Source organism: Streptomyces sp. NPDC048277, from assembly GCF_040652235.1.
In the GTDB taxonomy this organism is placed as follows: domain Bacteria; phylum Actinomycetota; class Actinomycetes; order Streptomycetales; family Streptomycetaceae; genus Streptomyces.
Map to the genome: position 1 here is coordinate 353,924 of NZ_JBEZLQ010000008.1, position 14,335 is coordinate 368,258.

Below are 14,335 nucleotides of genomic sequence, written 5' to 3' on the forward strand. Positions count from 1 at the left end.
GAAGTACGTGATGGTCCGTCAACTACTCGTCGCACCCGTCCAGTCGGCCTGCACATGGCCGAGCCGGACGCGCTGCGGGTGGTCGCCGACCGGGACCGAGAGCACCTTCTGGCCCGTCGCGAAGTCGATGGCCGTCACCTGGTCGGCGCCCGCCTCGGAGATGATGCAGTCCTTGCCGTCACCGCTCACCGTCGCCCAGTACGGGGTGGACGCGGTGACGAGCGGGCCCTCCTGGAGGGTGGCCCGGTCGACGACGGTGGCGTAGTTGTCCATCGTCCCGGCGACGCACAGCTTGGTGCCGTCCGGCTTCATCGAGATGCCGTGGTGGCGGGAGTCGAGGAGCCAGGTGGTGCGGTCCGTGCTGGTCGCCGGGTTCACCGGCAGCGTCTTCACCCGGGTGATCTTGTCGCTGGCGATGTCGTACTCCAGGAAGCCGTTGAAGAACGACACCTGGAAGTACATCTTCGACCAGTCGGGGGTGAAGGCCGCGGGCCGTACCGCGTCGGAGAAGTCGGTCAGGCCGATCGCGTCCAGCCGGTCCCGCATGTCGATGATCTTGACCTGCTTGTAGGTGGTGGCGTCGGCCACGGTGATGTGGCGGTCGCCCTTGGTCCAGTCCCAGATCGGGTCGTCGAGCGAGGTGGTGACCTCGCCGATCGCCATGTTCCAGATGTACTTGCCGTCGGGGCTGAAGACGTTCTCGTGCGGCTTGTCACCGGTGGCGAACTCGCCCAGTTCCGTACCGGTGTTGATGTCCAGCACCTGCACCTTGTTCGCGGTCGACGCCGAGACCGCGACCTTGGTGCCGTCGGGGGAGACGGCCATGTGGTCGGCACGGTAACCGGCCACCGGGAAACGCCAGTTGATCTTGTCGGTGGCCAGGTCGATGGAGACGACGTCGGCGAAGCTCGGCCGGGAGACGACCACGGACTTGCCGTCCGGCGTGGAGTACATGTCGTCGGCGTACTGGTCGTGGCCCTGTCCGACCTCGTTGCGGATCGACGTGTAGTAGATCCACTTGATCGGGTCGGCGTTGATCTCCGCGATCCGCGCGTCCTTGTCCGGGATCACGTTGATCTGACCGACCTTGGCGAAGTCCCCCGAGGACTTCAGCACCGTGGCCGTGCCGTCCCAGTTGTTGCCGACGAACAGCACCTCGCGCAGCGAGGCGTCGGCCGAGTTGGCGGCGGTCGCGGGCGCGGCGACGGTCAGGACGAGGGCGGCGGCTACGGAGCAAAGGTGCCTGGTTCTGAAGGCAGGCATGACTGCTCTCTCCTCTGATGAGTGTGGGGGCGCGCGTGCAGTCACGGGTCGCGGAATCTGAACACGGGCGCGTTCAAAACGAACTTACTGAAAAGTAAGGAGAGGGCGGCTTACTCCACAAGAGGCGTACACGACAAAATTGGCCAACGGGTGGACGACGGAGGGGGCAGTCGTGGTGGGCAGGATCAAGGCACCGACGGGTCGTTACGGCGGACGGTCCGCCGAAGAACGCAAGGCCGAGCGGCGTCGGCGCTTCCTGGAGGCGGCGCTCGGGCTCTTCGGCGGCACACCGGGATTTCGCGCCACGACCGTCGCGGCGCTCAGTCAGGCCGCGGGGCTGTCGACCCGTCAGTTCTACGAGGAGTTCCAGACCTTGGAGGATGTGCTCGCCGCGCTGCACCTGGAGGTCAACGGGTGGGCCGAGCGGGCGGTGGTGGAGGCCTTCGCCGAGGCCGAGCCGCTGCCGTTGGTCGAGCGGGTGACGGTGCTGTTCCGGGCCTACGCCCGTGATGTCACCTCCGACCCCCGGCGTATCCGTATCGCCTTCGTCGAGATCATCGGGGTCAGTCCCCGGCTGGAGGAGCAGCGGCTGGCCCGGCGGGCGCGGTGGGTGGAGCTGATATGCACCGAGGCGAACGCGGCCGTGGCGCGTGGGGACGCGGCGCCGCGTGACTACCGGCTGGCCGCGACGGCGTTCATCGGCAGCGTGAACGGGTTGCTGCACGACTGGAGCGCGGGGTGGGTGGACGCGAGCCTCGACGAGGTCGTCGAGGAGCTGGTGAGGTTGCTGGTGGGGATCCTGCGGCCGGAGGGCTGGACGCCCGGGGGCCCGGGTCGGTGATGGGGCTGCCGGGGTGAGGCGGCCGGCACGCACTCCCCGCACCCCTGGAGGGGCGCGTACCGTTCGGCGTCATCCCGCCACTGCGGCAGTCCGAGGCCGGCGGGATCACATCGGACCGGCCAGTTCGCCCAGGGCCCCGACCACCGGGGCCACGCCGTCCTCGGCCCGGATCCGGTCGCCCAACTCGCCTGCCCGGCGGGCGAATCGGGTTTCCCGGGTCGCCCGGCGCAGCGCTCCGGCCAGCGCGTCCACGCTCAGCCCCCGCAACGGCACCGCCGCCGGAGCCACCCCCAGCGCCACCAGCCTCGCCGCCCAGAACCCCTCGTCGAACTGGATCGGGACCGGCACCGCTGGCACCCCGGCCCGCAGCCCCGCCGCCGTGGTGCCCGCACCCGCGTGGTGGACCACGGCCGCCATCCGTGGGAACAGGACCGAGTGCGGCAGTTCGCCGACGGTCAGCATGTCGTCGCCGTCGGCGGTCAGGCCGCCCCAGCCTCGCTGGATCACCCCGCGCAGTCCGGCCTTCCGCAGCGCCGCCACGACCTGGCCGCTCAGCCGGTCCGCGTCGGGCACGGTGGCGCTGCCGAGGCCGACGAACACCGGCGGCGGTCCGGCGTCGAGGAACGCCCTTACGGTGTCGGGGAGTCGGGTTTCGCCGTCGTACGGCCACCAGTAGCCGCACACCCCCAGGCCCTGCCGCCAGTCGCGGGGGCGGGGGACCACCAGCGGGCTGAAACCGTGCTGGACGGGCCACAGTTGGCGCTCCCTGGCCCGGCGTGCGGCGCCGGAGCGCTGCGGAGGCAGGCCCAGGCGGGTGCGCAGCGCGGGGACGGCGGAGGCGAAGACCTGCTCCACGGCCAGGTTCACGCCGTGCCCGGCGAGCCGGTTCCCGGCGGCGCCCCAGGTGCCGCCGCCGAGCACGGGAGGCGCGAACTCCCCGGTGGCGGCCAGTGGCTGGAGGTAGACGCCCATGCTGGGCAGGCGCAGACCCTCGGCGATGGTGTGCCCGACCGGGGCCAGCGAACCGGACAGCAGAAGTGCGTCGCTCATCCGCGCGGCCGCGATCAGGTCGTCCGTCATCCGCCCGACCAGCCGCCGGGCCATCTCCACCACCCGCAGCAGCTTCCCCGCTCCGCTGGCGCTGCGGTGCAGCCCGCGCCCCCGCGTGGACTCCAACTCGGCCCGGGGATCGACCGGGAGGGGGTGGAAGGCGACCCCGGACCCCTCGACGAGCCCCGCGAAGCAGCCGTGGGTGACCAGGGTGACCTCGTGTCCGGCCCGGCTCAGCCCGTGCCCGAGCCCGGTGTAGGGGGCCACATCGCCCCGCGAACCCGCCGTCATGATCGCTACGCGCACGAGCAGCAGTATGGCGCCGCCGTGGCCGTCACGGGGTGAACGATCCGCAATCGGCGCAGAGTTCACCCCTGTCACATCCGTTGACTTCACCCTCCGGCGGCTCTACGGTCGGCGCGCGATACGTTCGGAACATCGAAGGCTGTTCGGGATTACGAACGCACGCGAGCCGTACCCCTCGTGGACCCCCGTGGAGGAGCCGCATGTACCCCCCGCCCAGATCGACCGGCAACGGTCCCGTACGGCATCTGTGGACCGCCGCCGTACGCACCCTCGCCCTGGCCCTGACGGCCGCCGCCGCGCTCCTCTTCGTTACGCCCGGGCCGGCCCGGGCGGCGACGGTCTCCCAGGTCTCGGTGCCCACCGCCCCGATGGGCTGGGCCTCCTGGAACAGCTTCGCGGCGAAGATCGACTACGACGTCATCAAGGCGCAGGTCGACGCGTTCGTCGCGGCCGGTCTCCCGGACGCCGGATACAAGTACATCAACATCGACGAGGGCTGGTGGCAGGGCACCCGCGACAGCGACGGCAACATCACCGTCGACACCAGTGAATGGCCCGGCGGCATGAGCGCCATCGCCGACTACATCCACAGCAAGGGCCTGAAGGCCGGCATCTACACCGACGCCGGCTACAACGGCTGCGGCTACTACTACCCGACCGGCCGCCCCGCCGCCGCCAACACGGGCAGCGAGGGGCACTACGCCCAGGACATGCTCCAGTTCTCGAAGTGGGGCTTCGACTTCGTGAAGGTCGACTGGTGCGGCGGCGACGCCGAGGGCCTGGACGCGGCCACCGCCTACAAGTCGATCAGCTCGGCCATCGCCACGGCCGCCGCCACCACCGGCCGCCCGCTGACCCTGTCCATCTGCAACTGGGGCTACCAGAACACCTGGAACTGGGCGACGGGCCTCGCTCCCATGTGGCGGACCAGCACGGACATCTACTACTACGGCGGTACGGCGTCCCAGTCGGCGGTGCTGTCCAACTTCGACCAGACCCTGCACCCGGCCGCCCAGCACACCGGCTACTACAACGACCCCGACATGCTGACGGTCGGCATGAGCGGCCTCACCGCCGCCCAGAACCGCACCCACATGGCGCTGTGGGCGATCTCCGGCGCCCCCCTGCTCGCCGGCAACGACCTCACCTCGATGACCAGTGAGACCGCCGCCATCCTCAAGAACTCCGACGTGATCGCCGTCGACCAGGACGCGCGCGGCCTGCAGGGCGTCAAGGTCGCCGAGGACACCACCGGACTCCAGGTCTACAGCAAGGTCCTCGCCGGTACCGGCAACCGTGCGGTCGTGCTGCTCAACCGCACCTCCGCCGCCGCGAACATCACCGCCCGCTGGTCCGACCTCGGCCTGACCAGCGCCTCCGCGACGGTCCGCGACCTGTGGGCGCAGTCGAACCTCGGGTCGTACGGCACCGGTTACACCACCAGCGTCCCGGCCGGCGGCTCCGTGATGCTCAGGATCAGCGGCGGCACGGAGGCGTCGAGCACCGGCTACAGCGCCACCTCCACCGGCAAGTACACCGGTGTGAGCGCGTCGAGCACCGGCCTGGACGTCGTCGACGTCGCCTACACCAACACCGGCTCCACCGCCGTCACCGGCACCCTCCAGGTGAACGGCCAGACCGCCACGACGGTCTCCTTCCCGCCGACCGGGTCCTCGCAGGGCACGGTCTCGGTACAGGTCGACCTGAGCAAGGGATCGGGCAACTCCCTCACCTTCACGGGCAGTTCGCTCCCGACGCTCGGTTCGATCACGGTCAGCCCGATCCCCGGGACCAACGGCACGCTCCTCGTGGGCGGGCAGTCCGGCCGCTGCGCCGACGTCTACAACAACACCATCACCAACGGCACCCAGGCCGAGATCTGGGACTGCAACGGCGGCCAGAACCAGGCCTGGACGTACACCTCCCGCAAGGAGTTCGTGGTGTACGGCAACAAGTGCCTGGACGCCTACAACCAGGGCACCACCAACGGCACCAAGGTCGTGATCTGGGACTGCAACGGCCAGAACAACCAGAAGTGGAACGTCAACTCCGACGGGACGATCACGAACGTCAACGCCGGACTGTGCCTGGACGTGTACAACGCGGCGACGAGCAACGGGACCTCACTGGTGCTGTGGGCCTGCAACGGCGGGACCAACCAGCAGTGGAGCCGGAGTTGACGCGGTAGTTCTCCGGGCGAGGGTGGGCTGTGGCCGGTCGCGCACACGCGGCGGCGGCCGCGGATCGGTCACAGCCCACCCGCGCCTCTTCAGAGCCTGTTTCCGATCCCCGGACAGACGTCACATGGCTGGAGCACAAGAGGGCCTGCCGAGGTAGATGTCCCTTGGCAGGCCCTGGAACTTGCTGCGCCGTTCACCGGCGCGGTTGCTTCCCGGAGCTCTGGAAAGCCGACCGGAATCGTTCCCGTATCTCCGGACGCAGGACCAAGGCGGGTGCCCTGGGGCGACTACTAGGGGCAGGACACCCGTCCGGGTTCGCTCATACCCTCAGCGGCTCGGACCCTTCTTGGCGTTGGCCTGGGCCGCAGCCTTCACCGGGTCGAAGGCAGGCCTACCGGCGGCCCCAGCGTTGGTCTGTGAACCGCTTGCGGTGTTGTTCGAGGCGGTTGCTGGCTGATACCGATTGGCGGCTCGCGCCACGGCCGCCATGGACTGGGGGCCGGTTGTGGCCCGGCTGGTCTCGCCGCGGACGTTGCGCGTGGGCTGGTTGAAATCCCGATACCCTTGCGACAATTCGACCAAGCCTCGTGCCGCCTGTCCCAATTTGCTCTGGGGTGCCGGAATCCTTGGCTGCTTACCTTGTTCAGGCATCGTTACCCGTTCTCCTGCTCTGTCGGTAGTCGGCGTGCTCCGCCCGTCGCTACGGATGAGCCGAAGAAAGAGTTCATTCACCGATGGCACGATGGCGGGCGTCCGGACCGTAGAAGCGGGCGCTACGGGGCCGCTGTCCTTGACGCGTGTTTCGCTGTCCCGAGCGCGCTGCCGCGGGTCCTCCGGTCCTCGCTCCGAGCCATGCGTGGGGCAGTCGAACCGTGGCTCGTGGTGACCGAGGACCACCACCGACACGAGGCGCCGGACGGTGAAGCGAACGATCCGTACGACGGCGGTGACGACTGGGACGAGGAGTAGGTCTGCTCTGGTCAGACACCCCATGTCGTTTGGTGTCAAGCGGCATGGAGTTGGGCGTGGTGCGACCAAGCGGTCGCTTCGTCGTAGTGGGTGCGGGTTTTGAGGCAGCCGTGGAGGATGCCGACGAGACGGTTGCCGAGCTGACGGAGGGCGGGGTTGTAGCCGGCCTCGCGTGCTCGTTGCTTGTCGTAGTAGTGGCGGGCACCAGGTGAGGCGCGCAGGGCGGCGAACGCCTGGCGCTGGAGGGCGTCGGCGAGGCGGTTGTTGCGGACGTAGCGGGCCTGGACTGTGTGGCTCTTGCCCGAGGCGCGGGTGACCGGGCTGGTGCCGGCGTAGTTCTTGCGGGCTTTCGCGGATGTGTAGCGGGTGGGGTCGTCTCCGAACTCGGCGAGCACCCGGGCGCCGGTGATCTCCGCGATGCCGGGCATCGAGAGGTAGATCTCAGCGTCCGGGTGCGCAAGAAAATGGGCTTTCACCTGCACTTCCATCGCGTCTATCTGTTCGTTCAGTGCGATGATCAGGCGTGCGTGCGTGGGCGGTTGCGGTGGCCGCATAGGCGGCGGTGGCCGGCGCGGGTAGTCCCAGCTGGCGCTCGCGCAGGGTGCTCTGGATGGTGGCCGCCTTCGCGTCGCGGTGGTGGCGGCGGTGGCGGACCAGGACCGCGGTGATCTGGGCGCGCGTCAGCTTCGCCCCGGCTGCCGGGGTGGGTGCCTTGATTAGCAGTTCCAGGGCGTCCGTACTGGTCAGCTCCAGGTCTGAGGAGGCGGACAGGGCTGCGGGGAAGTACTCCCGCAGCGTGGTCCGCAGACGCTGGAAGGTGCGGGTGCGTTCCCGGATCAGGGTCTGGTGGGCACGGGCGACGACCTTGACGGCCTGCGCCTGCTCGCTGTCCCCGGCCGCCGGCCGCAGCTGGTCCCGGTCGATACGGACCATGTCGGCGAGTGCGTGCGCGTCGCCCTTGTCACTCTTGGCGCCGGAGGTGCCGTACCTCTCTTTGAAGCGGGCGACCTGCCTCGGGTTGATCGCGTAGACCTGGTAACCGGAGGCGACCAGGGCCTGAACCCACGAGCCCCGGTCGGTCTCGATCCCCACTACCACCCTGGCCGGATCGAGGTCCGTGCCGGCTTGCTTCGCGAGGAGCTAGTGCAGCTTCGCGATTCCTTCCACGCCTTCGGGCAGCCTTGCCGCGGCCAGCTTCCGGCCTGTCTCGTCCTGGACCTCGACGTCGTGGTGGTCTTCAGCCCAGTCATCGCCGATCAGCAGCAACTCGTCCTCCTGGTCAGGTACTTCGCTCCTTGCAGCCCGCGGAAGGCGGCGCGCGGCCTAATGGATCCAGTGCTCACGCCACCAGGGCGGGCACACCACCCCATCAGCGGTCTGGCCTCCCGGCCGACCAGCAGGGGCACGGTCTGACCACAGAGGTCGAGTGCTTCCGGCAGCGAAAGTGCTCACCTGATGGCGGCTACGGCACCGAGTCTCACCGACCCGGCACGTCCCATTAGGCAGCGTCGTCGCAGGCCGTGGCGGCGGACTTGTCCTGCCAGGCCGCGAGGTCGTCCTGAAGGCTGCGGATCTTGACCAGCTGGCGTTCGATCGCGTCGCGCCCCAGGGCCAGGTGCCCAGGCAGCTTGTCCTGGCAGGTCACCTCATAGATCAGGGTGGCGCCCTTGACGGGGTCGCCGAGCTGGGTGTGGTTGGCGGTGTCGACCCAGTCCAGGGTGGCGTGGGCCGGCGTGCCGTCGTAGGCGGGGATACGCTCGGCCGCGGTCGACAAGGAGCTGGCGTCGAGGAAGTCGGTGCGGAAGACCCCGGGCTCCACGATCATGCTCTGGATCCCGAACGGCTCCAATTCCACCGCGAGCGCCTCACTGACACCGGCCACGGCGAACTTCGACGCGCTGTACATGCTCACCCCAGGTTCGCCCTCGAAGCCGGAACGGGAGCCGATGTTCACGACCTTTCCGCCTCCGGCCGCCCTCATTCCCGGCAGGACCGCGCGGGTGACGTTGATCAGCCCGAAGACGTTGAGATCGAACAGGGACCGCGCCTCGGCATCGGTGATCTCCTCCAGCGCCCCGAGCAGACCGCGCCCCGCGTTGTTGACGAGGACGTCGATCGTGCCGAAGCGCTCCACAGCCGTCTCGACCGCGGCGGTGATGTCCTCGCTGCGGGTGACGTCGAGGGCGACACCGAGGACTCGGTCGTGCTGGCACAGCTCGTCCGGCAGCTTCTGCGGGTCACGGGCGGCGACCACGACGTTGTCGCCGCCGTTCAGTGCCGCCCGCGCGATCTCCAGTCCCAGCCCGCGGGAGCCGCCGGTGATGAACCACGTTGCCATGAAGGTATCTCCATCCGTTCGCTTCGCCCGGACACCCCTTGCGGTGGCGGGCTCCGGCATCCACTGAACCAGCTCTGAGCAGGCAAAAGAGGCCGCAGAGGGGCCCGCCTGATCGGGGGACAAAGTGGGCCACCCTCCCGCCGCCGAATCCTCCAGGCCTGCGCGATGCTGGATGGGTGGACCGTGAGCACCCGACCAGCACACCGATGGCGGAATTCCTCCGCTCCGCCCGTACCCGCCTCACCCCGCGGGAGGCCGGGCTGGACGCACCCGACCTGGGGCGGCGCCGGGTATCCGGCCTGCGCCGGGAGGAACTGGCCCGGCTGGCCGGGGTGAGTGTGGACTACTACACGCGCCTCGAACAGGGCCGCAGCCGCAGCGCCTCCACAGAGGTCCTCGACGCGCTCGCCACGGCCCTGCACCTGGACGACGCCGAGCGCAGCCACCTGCACACCCTCGCCCGGCCCCGACCGGCCCGCCGCCGTCGCCCGCGACCTCAGCGCGTCCACCCCGCCACCTGGGACTTGCTGGACACCCTCCAGCAGGCCGACCGCCCCGCCTTCGTCCTCGGGCGGCGCCTCGACGTGCTGGCCCACAACCCACTCGCCGGACGCCTGATCACCGACTTCCGCGTCCTTCCCGCGGCCGAGCGGAACCAGGCCCGCTACGTCTTCCTCGACCCGCACGCGCGCGAGCTGTACCGGGACTGGCCCCGCGTCGCCGCGGACACCGCCGCCATGCTCCGCCTCGACGCGGGCCGTCACCCGGACGACCCGGCCCTGAGCACCCTGGTCGGAGAGCTGTCCGTACACAGCGAGGAGTTCCGCCGCTTCTGGTCGGACAACAAGGTCCACCAGCGCACGACCGGTACCAAGGACTACCACCACCCGCTCGTCGGCGACCTCACCGTCACCTACCAGGCCCTCACCCCCGGAGACGACCCGGACCAGATCCTCTTCGTCTACGGCACCGAACCCGGCAGCCCGTCCGAGACCTCCCTGCGCCTGCTGGCCCAATGGAGCAGGACGGCAGCCGATACCGGCAGCGTCACAGCGCAAGCCCCAGGAGCGCACGACTGATACGAGCCCGCTCCGGTCGTCAAAGAAGCACGAGACGGATCCGACGCAGACCGGTCTTCCCCCCACGACAAGCGCTATCGCTCGGCCCGGGGCTTTGCGCTTCGGGACAGCGAGAGGTCAGCGGCTGCTGCCGCCCGGGGGCGAGCAGGCTGGTCAGTTCGGAGATCGCCTCCGGGGAGGGCTTGAAGTAGCGGCGGACATTCTCCGGCTTCTTGTGCCGGGACTTCGCCATCAGCATCAGCAGCGAGGCGCCTTGGACACCGAGCTCGGTCAGCCCCGAATGGCGGTACTCGTGCAGGTCCCAGCCGGTCCCTGGCCCGCGTACGGCGGTGTGCTCATCGAGGAGGGCGCGGGCCTGCCCGTAGGAGAGGCGGGCCAGGCCGGTGTCCGGGCACACGTCGCGCGGGCTGACGACCTTCCCCGGGCCGGGCCGCCGGTGGGTGACGAACACCGGGCTCCGGGTACGGCCCTTGAGCAGGCGGGGCAGGAGCCGGGCGGTACCCGCGTCCCAGTAGACGGTCTCCAGCACGAAGTCCTCACGGGCCTGCCCGCGACGGCGGGCCTTGCTCCGGGCCCCCTTGGCCTTCACCGGGCAGCGCCGGGCGGTGAGGTCCAGGTCCTCGATGTTCACCCCGAGGATCTCCTCCGCGGGGGCGCAGGTCTCGTAGAGCATCCGCCACAGCGTCTTCTCCCGCAGGTGGACCTCGCGCCGGGCGATGAGCCGGTCCCCGGCCGTCTTCGAGCGGGCCGGGGTCTCGGAGTCCGGCACCGCCAGCCGCTTCGTCCAGGCCGGGACCGCCGGGCCGTCGTACCCGTACTCCGCGCACCAGCCAAGCCACGACAGCACCGACGCCCGGCGGGCGTTCCCGGTGTTGACCGCCGCGGTGCCCCACAGCAGTTCCAGAGCCTCGCCGATGTCGTCGTCCGCGACCGACCCCAGCGGGCGGCCCTCCCCGATCCGCTCGGCGGTCTTGCCGACACCCGTCGAGTAGCTGCGGACCGTGTTCGGGTTGCGGAGCGAGTCGAGGAAGGCGTCCGCCGCCGCACGGACGGTCAACGCCTTCCCGGCCGGCAGTTGCACGACGGTGGGTACAGCTTCCCCCTTGCCACGGATAACAGGGCCGCTTCACGTACGGCCCAGAGAACTACACTCCAGGTGACGACCCAAGCTTCCGCAGATAATAGGGCGTTATTCGTGGAACGACTTCAGACAGGTCCGGCCGTCGACGCTCCGTCAGTCACCCACCAGGGCCGACAGATCCTTAGCGCACGATCTGACATGGATGTTCCTCAACCCCCTCTACCGCGCGGTCACTGAGCCTTTGCCAACTTGGCTGGAGGCGGCGTGAGTTGGTGCAGGGACCGGGTGTGAGGAGAGGTGAAGCTCCTGGTAGATGGGCTGTCGACCAAGAGCAACCTGTCCGTCCGGAGCTTCATGTGCTTGTCTACCCATCGGGCAACGATCTGTCCAGCTCGGCCCTTCGGTACCTGTCCCACTGGCTGACTGCCCGGCGCCGTGAGCTTGGCATCCGGTGGCGTCGGCTTCCGGCGGACCGGCAAGGCCCTGCTGGTGCTGGCCCACCTGCGGTGCGGGCACACCTACGCCCAGCTCGCCGTCGGCTTCGGCGTCGGGGGGCGGGACGGCAGTTCCTGGTCCCGGGCGGTCGTCCGGGACCAGCGCCGCGCGGTTGGGGAACACGGGCCGGACAGAGCAGGTGGGCTCGGATGTTCCTGAACCCCCGGCGGACCCGGGCCGGGGTGAGACGTTCGGGCTTGGTCGGCTTCTCCCAGGGTCGGCGGAGGTCGGCGGCCAGCGGCCGGGCGAGGCGGAGTTGGGTGTGGGCAACGACTACGAGCCAGGTCCACCGGTCTGCGGCCTCGGGAGTGCGGATCTTCGGGGTGGTCCAGCCGCGAATCTGTTTTCCGAACCTGAAGGTGTGCTCAAGGTCGAATCTCCTGAGGAACACCTGCCACCACAGATCCACGTCTGCCGGAGTGGCGCCGGTCTTGGAGGACCACAGCCAAACCGGCGGTGCTTCTCGTTCCTTGGAGAGATGCTCGACCTTCAACCGGACCAAGGTGCCCTCGACGACGGGGAGTTCGCCGTCGTGCTCCAGCCAGGCCGAGCGGTGGGTCAACCGCGGGTGGACCCGGTCCCACGCCTGGGCCTCGGCCTTGCCGTAGTTGGTGCTGTCGGTGTCGGTGGTGATCGCCGCCTCGGGCCAGGTCTCGGGTTTGGCGAAGCGGAATTCCTTGCCCTGCTTCGGCGGTCGCCCGCCCTGGGGACAGGCCAGGGCGTACTCCTTGGGCGAGGGCTTCGGCAGCCGCATCACCCGGTCACTGCGGATCCGCCCGACCAACTCGACAGGAAGATCCCGCAGGACCCAGGCCAGGCGGGTGACGTCGTAACCCGCGTCCATGACGATCGTGATGTCCGGGTCGCCGGGCGCCCACTGGCCGGCTGAGATGAGCCGCTCGGCCACGGCCCGGAGTTGGGTGGCGGTGACGGCGGTCGCGTCGTCTTCGGGTCCGAGCCGGACCACGTCCAGGATCGACGTCCACGAGGTGGCTCCCGGTTCGAGGACGGCGACGAAGGAGTACGGCCATCCCGGGATGAACTGGGAGGCGGACTTCGCCCGGCCGTAGACGTGGCAGAACAGCCGGTCTGCCGAGCACGGCGCGTCCGAGCGCAGCCACGGCGACACGTCGACCGCCAGGACCAGGCGCCCGCCCTCGAACCGGGGCAACGACAGCCCGGCGAGCAAGGTCCGCAGCCTTTCGACGTCGATCCGACCCCGGTTGAGAGCCCCGTACAGCGCGCCGTGCCCACGCCGGTGTTCGGGCACCATCGTCAGGTCCACCGGCGAGGTGACCGGCCCGTCGACACACAACAGCGCGTCGGCCAGTTCGAACATTTCGTCACGCCGGGCGGTCAGACACTCGTAGAAATCTGCACGGAAGCGTGACGCTTCCGCCAACGCTTCCCGCCGGACATCTGGGCACACCACACTCATGACAACGGCCTTCGACTGGTTCTCCTCGTGACGGAGCACAGGATCAGACGAAGGCCACCCTCATGTCCGGCGAATGCCCAGGTGAGTGACCTCGTTCGGGACACCGTTCGAGGCCAGAGGAAAAAGAACAAGCTCAGAGCCTGTTTTCGATCCCTGGCCGGTCGGTTGGTGGCTGTCTGCCTGTCACTCGGGGTTTTGAACCCCGCAGGCGGCTATTGCGTCGTGAGGGCTGGAGATTCACATACCTGAGGAGCTTTCGTGCCGCTCGAACATCTGCCCGAGAATGTCGGTGATCTTTCCCCGCAGCAACGTGTGGTGCTGGAAGAGACCGGTGACTGGCGTCACCTGGCGTCTCCGTCGCCGAACAGCCTGAGAGGTGACGATCATCATCTGCATCAAGTGTGGAACGACTCCGTCCAGGCCGGTGAAAATAACCTTGGTCGTGATGATGACTATATTCGCAGTTATTTTCACGGTCATGCGGAGTGGCGGGCCTCCCAATGGGGCGGGGACCCTCAGGAGCATTTCAGGCTCGTAGCCCGCGTGCATGGGGCCGGTCTGGCTTTCGGTAGGATGCTGAGGACATACGGATCTGTGGATGCTGTTTTGCAGGCCAGGCTTGACAATATTCATCGGTCACATGGAGACACCCAGCCGGCGCAGTACCCGCAGAATCAGGCGGCGGCACGGCTCAGGGAGAAACTGCCGGCGTACTCACAGCGTGATCCGGGCGTGCGGCAGTCATCGGCGTACTCAGGTCAGGCTCAGGCGTGGGGAACGGCTAATGCGCAGTCCCGTGAGTCCCGCCCTCCGGCGCGTTAGTTCTTGAGTCATTCGTGGCGTGACAGGCGGTAGGTTCCAGCATTATTTGGCCTGCTCAGAATTCGAGCGGGGGATTTGCGTTGCTGGGTCGGCCGGTCGGCGACTGCCGTTTCCGGCTTCGCCGACCGGGCTGCCGACGCGGCCGGAGCGAACGATCCGCACGACGGCGGTGACGACTGGGACGAGGAATGGGACCGTTCCGGTCAGGCCGCTTTCACTGTTTCGCCCGGTCGCGGGCGGGCTGCGGTGGGATGGACGGTCGGGCGGGTGAGTCGGCGGGTCATGAGCCGGATCGCCGCGAGGTTGATCATCGCCTCGGAGCTTTCGGGCAGCCGTTCGTGGTCCCGGACCAGGCGCCGGGCGTGCATGACCCACGCCGTTGGGTCGGCCGCGTGGCGAGGTGTCTGCCGTGGCAGCTCCTTTTCCTCGCGGCCTCCCGCCGAACCGGACTTGACGCTTTCGCTATCATCCGG

General features: G+C 69.0%; 8 protein-coding genes and 4 pseudogenes. 4 read left to right on the forward strand and 8 right to left on the reverse strand.

Annotation, left to right across the window (positions count from 1 at the left end; genetic code table 11):
* Window positions 1–18 precede the first annotated feature (18 nt).
* Window positions 19–1,263: a YncE family protein gene (locus AB0D85_RS20390; protein WP_362321961.1), complete on the reverse strand. Its 1,245-nt coding sequence runs from the start codon at window positions 1,261–1,263 to the stop codon at window positions 19–21.
* A 172-nt stretch (window positions 1,264–1,435) separates the two neighbouring features.
* On the opposite strand from AB0D85_RS20390, the gene AB0D85_RS20395 reads away from it, so the two are divergent.
* Window positions 1,436–2,104: a TetR/AcrR family transcriptional regulator gene (locus tag AB0D85_RS20395; RefSeq protein ID WP_362321963.1), complete on the forward strand. Its 669-nt coding sequence runs from the start codon at window positions 1,436–1,438 to the stop codon at window positions 2,102–2,104.
* Between the two features lie 105 nt (window positions 2,105–2,209).
* Here the strand turns inward: AB0D85_RS20395 and AB0D85_RS20400 are convergent, their stop codons facing one another.
* Window positions 2,210–3,445, reverse strand: coding sequence for a glycosyltransferase (locus AB0D85_RS20400; RefSeq protein ID WP_362321995.1), 1,236 nt, complete (start codon window positions 3,443–3,445; stop codon window positions 2,210–2,212).
* Between the two features lie 215 nt (window positions 3,446–3,660).
* Between AB0D85_RS20400 and AB0D85_RS20405 the strand changes: the two genes are divergently transcribed.
* Window positions 3,661–5,640 (forward strand): RICIN domain-containing protein, encoded by a 1,980-nt coding sequence (locus AB0D85_RS20405; protein ID WP_362321965.1) that lies wholly within the window; start codon window positions 3,661–3,663, stop codon window positions 5,638–5,640.
* A 1,004-nt stretch (window positions 5,641–6,644) separates the two neighbouring features.
* On the opposite strand, the pseudogene AB0D85_RS20410 reads toward AB0D85_RS20405, so the two are convergent.
* A pseudogene (locus tag AB0D85_RS20410) lies at window positions 6,645–7,875 on the reverse strand (IS110 family transposase).
* 232 nt (window positions 7,876–8,107) lie between these two features.
* Window positions 8,108–8,947 (reverse strand): SDR family NAD(P)-dependent oxidoreductase, encoded by an 840-nt coding sequence (locus AB0D85_RS20415; protein ID WP_362321967.1) that lies wholly within the window; start codon window positions 8,945–8,947, stop codon window positions 8,108–8,110.
* Between the two features lie 176 nt (window positions 8,948–9,123).
* Between AB0D85_RS20415 and AB0D85_RS20420 the strand changes: the two genes are divergently transcribed.
* Window positions 9,124–10,026 carry a helix-turn-helix transcriptional regulator gene (locus AB0D85_RS20420; RefSeq protein ID WP_362321969.1) on the forward strand — a complete coding sequence of 301 codons (903 nt, stop codon included), beginning with the start codon at window positions 9,124–9,126 and terminating at the stop codon, window positions 10,024–10,026.
* 19 nt (window positions 10,027–10,045) lie between these two features.
* Here the strand turns inward: AB0D85_RS20420 and AB0D85_RS20425 are convergent, their stop codons facing one another.
* On the reverse strand, window positions 10,046–11,107 hold the full coding sequence (locus tag AB0D85_RS20425) for a site-specific integrase (protein ID WP_362321971.1): 1,062 nt from the start codon (window positions 11,105–11,107) through the stop codon (window positions 10,046–10,048).
* Between the two features lie 356 nt (window positions 11,108–11,463).
* Here AB0D85_RS20425 and AB0D85_RS20430 point away from each other — a divergent pair.
* Window positions 11,464–11,656 (forward strand): annotated as a pseudogene (locus AB0D85_RS20430) (transposase family protein); the annotation flags it as partial.
* Here AB0D85_RS20430 and AB0D85_RS20435 read toward each other — a convergent pair.
* From AB0D85_RS20435 to AB0D85_RS20445, 3 genes and pseudogenes are all read right to left on the reverse strand, one after another.
* Window positions 11,655–13,040 (reverse strand): annotated as a pseudogene (locus AB0D85_RS20435) (NF041680 family putative transposase); the annotation flags it as partial. The pseudogenes AB0D85_RS20430 and AB0D85_RS20435 sit on opposite strands and share 2 nt — an antisense overlap.
* A 237-nt stretch (window positions 13,041–13,277) precedes the next feature.
* Entirely contained in the window at window positions 13,278–13,520 is a 243-nt protein-coding gene (locus AB0D85_RS20440) for a hypothetical protein (RefSeq protein WP_362321973.1), read from the reverse strand.
* A 545-nt stretch (window positions 13,521–14,065) separates the two neighbouring features.
* Window positions 14,066–14,335, reverse strand: a pseudogene (locus AB0D85_RS20445) (hypothetical protein); the annotation flags it as partial.